This is a genomic window from Micromonospora sp. ABR4_055 (assembly GCF_056160425.1).
Genome location: NZ_JBSWXD010000247.1, coordinates 1 through 6,388 on the forward strand (window position 1 = coordinate 1; position 6,388 = coordinate 6,388).

A 6,388-nucleotide genomic window follows, 5' to 3' on the forward strand; every position below is an offset into this window, starting at 1 on the left:
CGCAGGGTGTTCCAATGTTGACGACGGCTGTAGCGTTTTCCTCCTGATATGCCCTCCCTATCGGGTGGGTTGTGGTTCCTCGGCCCCACACCCGGGCCACCGGTCGACGATTGTTACCGACAAGTAGCATGGAAGTCTGCCCCGCGTACCCAGGCCGGCAAGGAGGCCCCATCGTGCCGCGTGAAGTCCGGGACGTCGTCTTCGTCGACGGCGTCCGCACCCCGTTCGGCAAGGCCGGCGGGATGTACGCCCACACCCGCGCCGACGACCTCGTCATCCGCTGCATCCGTGAACTGCTGCGGCGCAACCCGCAACTACCCCCCGACCGGGTCGAGGAGGTAGCCATCGCGGCGACCACCCAGACCGGCGACCAGGGACTGACCATCGGTCGCACCGCCGCGCTGCTGGCCGGGCTACCCAAGACGGTGCCCGGCTTCGCCATCGACCGGATGTGCGCCGGCGCGATGACCGCGGTCACCTCGGTAGCCGGCGGCATCGCGATGGGTGCCTACGACGTGGCGATCGCCGGCGGCGTCGAACACATGGGCCGGCATCCGATGGGCGAAGGCGTCGACCCCAACCCGCGCATCCTCGCCGAGAAGCTGGTCGACCCGTCCGCGCTGATCATGGGCGCGACCGCAGAGAACCTGCACGACCGGATGCCCGGCGTCACCAAGGCGCGCGCCGACGCCTTTGCCCTCGCCTCCCAGGTCAAGACCGCCAAGGCGTACGCCAACGGCAAGCTGCAGCCGGACCTGGTCCCGGTGGCGGTCCGCGACCCGGAGGCCGGCTGGGGGCTGGCAGTCGTCGACGAGGCGCCCCGGGAGACGTCGCTGGAGAAGCTGGCCACCCTCAAGACCCCGTTCCGGCCGCACGGGCGGGTCACCGCCGGCAACGCCGCCGGGCTCAACGACGGTGCGACCGCCAGCGTGATCGCCGCCGAGGACGTGGCCCGCGAGCTGGGGCTACCGGTGGCGATGCGGCTGGTCTCGTACGGCTTCGTCGGCGTCGAACCGGAGGTGATGGGTGTCGGCCCGATCCCGGCGACCGAGAAGGCTCTGCGGCTTGCCGGGCTGGGCATCGACGACATCGGCCTGTTCGAGCTGAACGAGGCCTTCGCCGTCCAGGTGCTGGCCTTCCTCGACCACTTCGGCGTCGACGCCGACGACCCGCGGGTCAACCCGTGGGGTGGCGCCATCGCCATCGGGCACCCGCTGGCCTCCTCCGGCGTACGACTGATGACCCAGCTGGCCCGGCAGTTCGCCGAACATCCCGAGGTGCGCTACGGGCTGACCGCGATGTGTATCGGCATCGGCATGGGCGGCTCGGTCATCTGGGAGAACCCGGCCTGGACCGGCCCGGCACAGCAGGGAGACGAGAACTGATGCTGCACAACCCCGACGAGGTGGTCACCCGGGCGCTGGTCCGGCAGGTGAACGTACCCGGACTGGACCGGCCCGCCGCGCTGATCACCCTGGACAACGGCCTGGACCACCGCAAACCCAACACCCTCGGGCCGACCGGGCTGGCCGGCCTGGACGCGGCGATCACCGAGGCGCTGGCCGGCGAGCCGGCCTTCGTGGCGGTCACCGGCAAGCCGTACGTCTTCTGCGTCGGCGCCGACCTCACCGCGATGCCGCAGCTCGTCGACCGTGAGCAGGCGCTGGAGATCGGCCGGACGGGCCACCGGATCTTCGCCCGGCTACGCGACAGCGCGGTGCCGACCTTCGCGTTCGTCAACGGTGCCGCGATGGGTGGCGGGCTGGAACTCGCCCTGCACTGCCACTACCGGACACTGTCCGGCGGAGCCGGTCCGCTGGCCCTGCCGGAGGTGTCCCTCGGTCTGGTACCGGGCTGGGGAGGCACCCAGTTGCTGCCGAACCTGATCGGCATCCCGGCCGCCGCGCAGGTGATCATCCAAAACCCGTTGACCCAGAACAAGATGCTCAAGCCGAAGCAGGCCGCGGAGATGGGCATCGCCGACATCCTGCTCGAACCGGCCGATTTCCTGGAGCGGTCCCTGCAGTGGGCGGCTGGCGTGGTCACCGGCGAGGTCACCGTCGACCGCCCGGAGGTCGACCGGGACATGTGGGACGGGGTGCTCTACTTCGCCCGCCAGCTGCTCGACCAGCGGCTGCACGGCGCGGTACCGGCCGCCTACCGGGCCCTCGACCTGCTCGCGCTGGCCAAGGAGACCCCGTTCACCGACGGCACGGCCGCCGAGGACGAGGCCCTCGCCGACCTGATCCTGTCCGAGGAGCTGCGCAGCGGGCTGTACGCGTTCGACCTGGTCCAGCGACGCGCCAAGCGGCCGGCCGGCGCCCCCTCGGCGGACCTGGCCCGGCCGGTCACCAAGGTCGGCGTCGTCGGGGCCGGGCTGATGGCTTCCCAGCTGGCGCTGCTGTTCGCCCGCCGACTGCAGGTGCCGGTGGTGCTCACCGATCTGGACCAGGCCCGGGTGGACGCCGGACTGAGCTACGTGCACTCCGAGATCGAAAAGCAGGTCGGCAAGGGCCGGATGGACACCGGTACGGCGGCGAAGCTGCTGGCGCAGGTGAGCGGGTCGGTCGACAAGAGCGCCTTCGCCGACGCCGATTTCGTCATCGAGGCCATCTTCGAGGACCTCAAGGTCAAGAAGCAAATGTGGGCCGAGGTCGAGGCGATCGTCGGCCCCGAGACGATCCTGGCCACCAACACCTCGTCGCTGTCCGTCTCCGACATGGCCGCCGACCTGGCTCACCCCGAACGGGTGGTCGGCTTCCACTTCTTCAACCCGGTCGCCGTCCTGCCCCTGCTGGAGATCGTCCGCGGGGAGCGGACCGACGACGCGACTCTGGCCACCGCGTTCGCCGTCGGCAAGCAGCTGCGCAAGTCCTGCGTGCTGGTGTCGGACGCCCCGGCGTTCGTGGTCAATCGGCTGCTCACCCGGTTCCTCGGCGAGATCTTCGCGGCAGTGGACGCCGGCACGCCGCCGGAGGTCGCCGACGCCGCGCTGGACCCGCTCGGCCTGCCGATGCGGCCGCTGGCCCTGCTGCAACTGGTCGGCCCGCCGGTGGCCCACCATGTCGGTGGTACGTTGCACGCCGCGTACCCGGACCGGTTCACGGTCAGCGACAACCTGCGGCGGATCGCCGAGTCCGGGCTGCCGCTGATGGTGGACGACGAGATCAACCCCGAGATCGGCAGGCTGTTGGAGGTCGGGTCGCAGCCGTTGACCGCCGAGCAGGTCCGGCAACGGGCCCTCGACGCGTTGGCGCAGGAGGCCCGGCTGATGCTCGACGAGGGTGTGGTCGCCGAACCACAGGACATCGACCTGTGCATGATCCTCGGCGCGGGGTGGCCGTTCCACCTCGGCGGGATCACCCCGTACCTGGACCGGACCGGCACCGCGCAGCGGGTGACCGGCCGGCGGTTCCTACCCGCCGGGGTGGCCAGCAGCCCAGCCGATTGACCGGACAAAACGGAGCGGGATGTCGAGGCCGAAGTTCGGCTCGACATCCCGCTTGCCGCCTGAGGCTTGCCTACCTGCAGGACAAATTCCAGACCTACTTGTAGGACAAGTTCGTCTGACCCTCGATCACCCGGCCGGCGATGTACAGATTACCAGCCGAGTCGAGAACCGCAATGATCTTCTTTTGGCTCCCGTGATGGGTCGTGAAGAAGATCTTGTCCGCTTCCTGCGAGGTCGAGTAGTTCGTGTTGACCGAAAGCTCGATACTGACCGGCGAACTGATCAGGACGTCCTTCTTGGGCGAGCTCTCGTAGACCTGGTTCTGCCGGAGCCGGATGCGTCCGTGAGTGTCACCCTCGTCCCAATCCGTTGCGAGTCCAAGATCGACGTCGGGCATCGGATCTCCTTTCGTTTGCCCGGATTCTCTCCGGTAGGTCAACCCAACTGGACAACCGCATCGGAGTCGATACACCTCAGTCATCGACGCGACCTATTTCTCCCACCCGATCCGGCGCCAATTCAATGGTATGACAGCCCCAACCGCCTTGGCTAGACACAAAATTTGTCAGCAAAGCCGACCAACATCTTCACCTCGATGCAATTTCCACGACTACCGACTCCACCAACCGACCATTTCGTCCCAAATGACTGACCGACACCGCAACACATGTTAATTCGAGAAGATGATTCACATGGCCGGTTCCGACAAAACATATTCATCGAACCCAAAGTCAAACCGATGGAGTGAAGTGATCATTGCTGACACCGGGCCTCAGCAAGCGGGCCGCAGGGTCAGGGCGCGGCGGCAGGTCAGTTCCGACGTACCGGTGAGGCGGCCACCTGCAGTGGCGTGTCAGCAGCGGGCAACATCAAGGTGACTTCAAGGCCGCCCCCGGGTTGGGACACGGCGGACACCGTACCGCCGTGCGCGTCGGCCACCGCCCGTACGATCGACAGGCCCAGGCCGGAGCCGCGCGCCCCGGTCCGTTCCCGGCCACCCCGGCGGAACGGCTCGAACAGGCCCGGCACGTCAGCCTGGTCCACCTCGAAGCCGGTGTTGCCGACCAGCAGGTAGACGTGCGACCCGTGGCTGCCGGTCCGCACCCACAGCCGACCGTGCAGGTGGTTGTAGCGCACCGCGTTCTCGATCAGATTGCCGGCCAACCGGTCCAGCAGGCTGGGGTCGCCGATCACCACCGCCGAGTCCAGGGCGGTACGGACGTCCAGCTTGAGCCGGCGGGTCTCGGCCTGCACGGCCGACAACGCCGCACAGACCCCCTCAGCCAGGTCCCGGGGCACCTTACGGACCAGCCGCCGCCCGGACTGCGCCTCGCTGCTGGCCAGCACCAGCAACGCGTCGAACAGCCCGTTGGCCCGCTCCGAGGCGTCCCGGACCACCGTCGCCATCCGCCTGTACTCGGCCAGGTCGGCGGTGTCGTCGGCCATCGTCACGTCGATCTCGGTGCGCATCACCGCCAGCGGGGTACGCAGCTCGTGGGAGGCGTTGGCAACAAACCGCTTCTGGGCCTCGAACGACGCGCTGAGCCGGTCCAGCATGTCGTCGAAGGTCGCGGCGAGCTCAGCCACCTCGTCACCGGTGCCGGAGTAGCCGATCCGCTGATCCAGGGTCTGTTCGCCGAGCCGCCGGGCGGTCGACGTCACCTGCTGCAGCGGACGCAGCGCCCGGCCGACGACGGCGTACGCACCGACCACCCCGACCACGCTGATCGCCAGCAGCGCGACCAACGCCTTGGCCAGCAGCTCACGGGACGCCCGCTCGACGATCCCGTCCTGCCAGGCTGCCGCGTCCATCTCGCGACCGTCGGCGAGCACCACGGTGGTCCCCGGCACGAGCTGGTCCGCCGGTCGCAGCGCGTCGGTGACCAGCAGCCAGGCGAGCAGTACGAAGACGGCCAGCGAGCCGACCAGCAGGACAGCGTTGAACAGAGTGAGCCGCAGCCGCAGGGTCGGCCGGGGCATGCGCAGCGTCGGCCAGCGTCGACGCCTCGGGTCCACCACCGACGCCGCCGGGGCAGCAGATCCGGGCAGCCGGTTCACTGGTACGCCTCGTCACGCGGCTCCGGCCCGGTCACGCGGTACCCGGCCCCGACCACGGTCTCGATAAGCGGGGGTTCCCCGAGCTTGCGGCGCAGTGTCATCACCGTCACCCGTACGGTGGTGGTGAACGGATCGGTGTTGGCGTCCCAGACCCGCTCCAGCAGCTCCTCGCTGGACACCACCGCCCCGCGCGCCTTGACCAGCTCCTCCAACACGCCGAACTCCTTGCGGGTGAGATCGACCGGCTGGCCGTCCCGGGTGGCCAGCCGGCGGGCGGGGTCGACGGTCAGGTCGGCGACGGTCAGCACTGGCGGGGCCGCCGGGGTGGCCCGCCGGCCGAGGGCCTGCACCCGGGCGACGAGCTCGGTGAACGCGAACGGCTTCGGCAGGTAGTCGTCGGCGCCCAACTGCAGACCTTCGACCCGGTCGGCGACGGTGCCGCTGGCGGTCAGCATCAGCACCCGGGTGAGAGCGCCGGAGCTGACCAGGTCCGCGCAGATCTGGTCACCGTGCACACCGGGCAGGTCGCGGTCGAGCACCACCACGTCGTAGCGGGTCACGAAGGCCATCTCGTGTCCGGCGGAGCCGTCGTACGCCACGTCGACCGCCATGCCCTGTCGACGCAGCCCACGGACGATAGCGTCGGCGAGGTTGCGCTCGTCCTCGACCACCAGTACCCGCACCGCGACCTCCTTCACCCGTCCGGTCCCACCCTGCGCAGGCCCGCGTTAAGCCTGCGTGAAGCGGCGGGTATGAATCACAAACTAGACGAGTTGTTCCGAAGTCCGGTCAGTGGTCGTAGGCGATCAGGGACCGGGTGACGGGTGCGCCGGTCTTGTTGTTGTGCCAGATCGCGGCGGCCATCGCGAGGAGTCGCTG

Annotated in this window: 5 protein-coding genes; 2 read left to right on the top strand and 3 right to left on the bottom strand. The window is 69.1% G+C overall.

The window, feature by feature from the left end; all coding sequences use genetic code 11:
* Window positions 1-173: 173 nt before the first annotated feature.
* Together ACXAHD_RS30950 and ACXAHD_RS30955 are read left to right on the top strand one after the other, a co-directional pair.
* A complete protein-coding gene (locus ACXAHD_RS30950; RefSeq protein ID WP_281554086.1) occupies window positions 174-1,385 on the top strand; it encodes a thiolase family protein in 1,212 nt (403 codons plus the stop codon).
* Window positions 1,385-3,451 (top strand): 3-hydroxyacyl-CoA dehydrogenase NAD-binding domain-containing protein, encoded by a 2,067-nt coding sequence (locus ACXAHD_RS30955; protein WP_475054989.1) that lies wholly within the window; start codon window positions 1,385-1,387, stop codon window positions 3,449-3,451. Before ACXAHD_RS30950 ends, ACXAHD_RS30955 begins: the two co-directional genes overlap by 1 nt.
* Before the next feature lie 94 nt (window positions 3,452-3,545).
* Here the strand turns inward: ACXAHD_RS30955 and ACXAHD_RS30960 are convergent, their stop codons facing one another.
* From ACXAHD_RS30960 to ACXAHD_RS30970, 3 genes are all read right to left on the bottom strand, one after another.
* A complete protein-coding gene (locus tag ACXAHD_RS30960) occupies window positions 3,546-3,848 on the bottom strand; it encodes a DUF6342 family protein (RefSeq protein ID WP_281554085.1) in 303 nt (100 codons plus the stop codon).
* A 413-nt stretch (window positions 3,849-4,261) separates the two neighbouring features.
* Entirely contained in the window at window positions 4,262-5,431 is a 1,170-nt protein-coding gene (locus tag ACXAHD_RS30965; RefSeq protein ID WP_475054993.1) for a sensor histidine kinase, read from the bottom strand.
* 74 nt (window positions 5,432-5,505) lie between these two features.
* The gene (locus tag ACXAHD_RS30970) at window positions 5,506-6,192 is read right to left on the bottom strand and encodes a response regulator transcription factor (protein WP_281554084.1); all 687 of its coding nucleotides are present in this window, start codon (window positions 6,190-6,192) and stop codon (window positions 5,506-5,508) included.
* Window positions 6,193-6,388: the final 196 nt, after the last annotated feature.

Coding starts and splice junctions, on each gene's coding strand:
- ACXAHD_RS30955 (WP_475054989.1), top strand. CDS start 1,385: ATGCTGCACAACCCCGACGAGGTGGTCACCCGGGCGCTGGTCCGGCAG.
- ACXAHD_RS30960 (WP_281554085.1), bottom strand. CDS start 3,848: ATGCCCGACGTCGATCTTGGACTCGCAACGGATTGGGACGAGGGTGAC.
- ACXAHD_RS30965 (WP_475054993.1), bottom strand. CDS start 5,431: ATGCCCCGGCCGACCCTGCGGCTGCGGCTCACTCTGTTCAACGCTGTC.